At 33.8% G+C, this 1,734-nt stretch carries 1 protein-coding gene and 2 tRNA genes; 1 reads left to right on the plus strand and 2 read right to left on the minus strand.

Features of this window, described 5'->3' with window-relative positions; genetic code table 11:
- On the plus strand, positions 1 to 1,231 hold a 1,231-nt coding region (locus P20480_RS00365), incomplete at its 5' end, for a putative bifunctional diguanylate cyclase/phosphodiesterase (RefSeq protein WP_050547959.1).
- 303 nt (positions 1,232 to 1,534) lie between these two features.
- Here P20480_RS00365 and P20480_RS00360 read toward each other — a convergent pair.
- Positions 1,535 to 1,609: transfer RNA gene (locus P20480_RS00360), tRNA-Gln, on the minus strand.
- 39 nt (positions 1,610 to 1,648) lie between these two features.
- Positions 1,649 to 1,733: transfer RNA gene (locus P20480_RS00355), tRNA-Leu, on the minus strand.
- Position 1,734 lies beyond the last annotated feature (1 nt).

A 1,734-nucleotide genomic window follows, 5' to 3' on the forward strand; every position in this document is an offset into this window, starting at 1 on the left:
CAAGTGTTTTTTTAATCTATTGATTCAGCATATTAATAATGAGCAACCATTTAGTTTATTTTTATTTGATTTAAGTAATTTTAAACGTGTAAATGAGCTCTACGGTAATAGCTTAGGAGATGAATTGTTGTGCATATTCTCCAAAACGTTAAATCTAAATTTATTAAACATAGGTGAACTGCACCGAATTGGCGGTGATGAATTTGCGTTAATTTTAGATTCAGCAAATGAGCAAGATATTTATGATTGTATAGACGTTATAAAGGGTTCTGTTGAAGAGCCTTTTTTAATTAGTGCGCAAAAAGTATGGTTAAAGCTAAAAGTCGGCGTTAGCTCATATCCTCAAGATGCGTTTTATGCCAATGAGTTATTTAAAAATGCAGATTTAGCTTTACTTGAAGCTAAAAGCACACAGCAGTTATTTGTTAATTATTTTGAAGGGTTGAGTGAAAGGGCTGATAACTTTCTTGATATGACTACAAAAATAAAAAACGCCCTTATAAACCATGAATTTGAGCTTTATTTTCAGCCAATATTTTGCACTCGTTTTGACGAAATACATGGCGCAGAAGTATTAATTAGGTGGCCGCAGAAGGACGGTTCGTTTATTACTCCTGATCAATTTATCAAAGTGGCTGAGCGTACAGGGATGATTCTTAATATCACTCAATGGGTTGTAATTGAAACAATAAAAAATTTACAGCGTCTAAAATCGTTAGGTTTTACTGGCACCATGCACGTAAATTTATCAACACGAGACCTTGAAAGTGAGAGTTTTGTAGAGTTTATAGAAGAGCTCCTTAAAGAAGACCCTACGTTAAGTAACTACATTGTTTTTGAAATTACAGAAGGTGCAATGATGACTGATTTGGAGGCTGCTCGAGCAATGATGTATAAACTTAACAGTCGTGGATTTGAATTTAGTGTAGATGACTTTGGTACCGGGTTTTCTTCCTTATCTTTACTGCGAGAGCTACCTATAAATCAAATTAAAATAGATCGGTCTTTCATTAATAATATGCTTACTAAGATAGCTGATTATGCAATTGTAGAATCGACGTTATTTTTAGCACATCGGCTCAATTGTAACGTGGTTGCAGAAGGAATCGAAACGAAGGAGCTACAAGAAGTACTTAAATCAATGAATTGTGAATTCCTTCAAGGCTATTATTTTAGCAAGCCACTACCTTTAGGGCGTTTTATAGAAAAATACTTAAATAAAGGCAGCTAAAGCATTATGTAGTAATAGCAATGCGTAATAAAATTTATGAGACTAAACTTGATATTAGTAGTATTGAGATTTTTAATAAAACGACTAAGTAACTCAATTTTCACTATGAATCAGCAGTGTTTTTATTTACAGAATTAAATTATTAAACTTATTATTTTTTCAATCAGCTACAGTACATTTATATCACTAGATGTTTAGCGACTGGTCTTAAAATATTGAATTAGTTGGATAGATTTTATAGAAGATGATCTATTTGATAATAGAATTAATTTTAGATAGTACAAAGGAGAACGGTTAGAAAATTGGCTGGGATACCAGGATTTGAACCTGGGAATGCCAGGATCAAAACCTGGTGCCTTACCGCTTGGCGATATCCCAACTTTAAATTTGGATGAGTTTTAGTTCTAATTAAGAACGTGGTGCGGAAGGAGAGACTTGAACTCTCACATCCTAAGATACTGGAACCTAAATCCAGCGCGTCTACCAATTCCGCCACTCCCGCA

The sequence above is a fragment of the Pseudoalteromonas sp. BSi20480 genome (genome assembly GCF_000241365.1).
Lineage (GTDB): Bacteria > Pseudomonadota > Gammaproteobacteria > Enterobacterales > Alteromonadaceae > Pseudoalteromonas > Pseudoalteromonas marina.